The 1,419-nt window shown below is 46.3% G+C and carries 1 protein-coding gene; it reads right to left on the bottom strand.

Features of this window, described 5'->3' with window-relative positions; translation table 11 throughout:
• Positions 1-87: 87 nt before the first annotated feature.
• Positions 88-1,311: an IS4 family transposase gene (locus HMPREF0645_RS12825; RefSeq protein WP_007175489.1), complete on the bottom strand. Its 1,224-nt coding sequence runs from the start codon at positions 1,309-1,311 to the stop codon at positions 88-90.
• Positions 1,312-1,419: the final 108 nt, after the last annotated feature.

The following is a 1,419-nucleotide window of genomic DNA, read 5'->3' as shown; positions in this document are numbered from 1 at the left end:
TATTACTGTCCGCTAAACATAGAAATCCTCATTCCAACTCATTGAGACACAATAATTCGGATAATAGCATGTTAGTGACAAGCCCCCTTATTCATTTTCTGTTACCTCCGGTGGCGATTCAGCCGCTGCTTCAAGCATGAGTTTCATGTCGGCATCCGGCATGTTGAAGAAATTATTCATGTTGAGGTATTCCATAAGTACAATGCGCACCATAGTAGCCAGCCCTGAGAAACTCCACCGCCTCTGCAATGAGCTTTGCAGCAGTGACAGTAATAGATTGGCAATGAGTGTAACCCAAATCTGTATCTTGATGGCGTTGGCACTCTCCCCATAGAAGTATCTAAGCGGGAAGTTCTGTTTTATCTGCTTGAAAAGAGTCTCTATCTGCCACCTCCTGCGGTAGATGGCTACGATAGTCTCCATGGACATGTCAAAGTCGTTGGTAAGCAAGGACACCAACTTTGGCATCTTTCCCTTCTTGATATCCACATAGGTGATGATACGCGCTATATGGTTGATATCGCCCTTCCTGAACACCACTACCTGCTCACGATATTCCATCAGCCCATCCTCGTTCATATCCATGCAGTCTGCCAACACCTCGTATTTGAGATTTTTCTTCATCTTGGTGACATAGACGACGTTCCTCTCGGTCAGTTCCTCAAACTTTTCATAGTTGATATATGCACGATCCATGGCAATGATTTCATCATGCTTGAAATGGCAGGGGGCGAGCATGAAGGAATCGTTGGTAGCGGCAGAGGTGAACTTCACGTCACAGTGAACTCCTTCGTTTGCATGAATGACGGAATGCACTTTTATGCCACCCTTCTTCTTTCCCGTCTTAGGATGACGGCCCACGCCCTTGAAGATGACGTTAGAGAACAGGGTTATCGTGGTAGAATCGATGATTCTCAGACGTTTTATCCATTCCTCTGTACCATTGCGTCGGCTGTCCGAAGAAAGTCTGTCCTTATTGGACTCGTAAAGGTCGCGGTACACGTCCTCAAAGAACTTTTCCGAGCGTCTGGTGTTCGCGTCTGATAGGGTACTGCGCTTAGGAACCCTGTCAATGCCTATGTGGTGAAGCTTGCGCACCTCAGCCGTCATTGCCGTCTCTATCTCGCGCAGGGAGTCGAAGCGCATGATGACTGCATACAGCATCGTAAGAAGATGGGTGAAGCCGTCAAAGGTTTTCACATACCGCTCACCGCCGTTTCGACGGCTTATTTCAACTATTTTATCATGGTCGAGAGATTTTATCAGCTGACCATATACCGGCTGTCCGAAGAAATGTGTACTTTTGCCCATGTTATCTGAGTTTGGAAGCAAAAGCAAAGATAACAAAAAGGGCTGATACCTCGTGAGAAGTGTCAGCCCTAAATTTGTATCTTACCCAAAAGTTTAGCGGACAGTAAT

The organism is Hallella bergensis DSM 17361 (assembly GCF_000160535.1).
GTDB classification, from domain to species: domain Bacteria; phylum Bacteroidota; class Bacteroidia; order Bacteroidales; family Bacteroidaceae; genus Prevotella; species Prevotella bergensis.
Note: the sequence above shows the minus strand (reverse complement) of the source record. Positions and strands in the feature narration are given on the sequence as shown.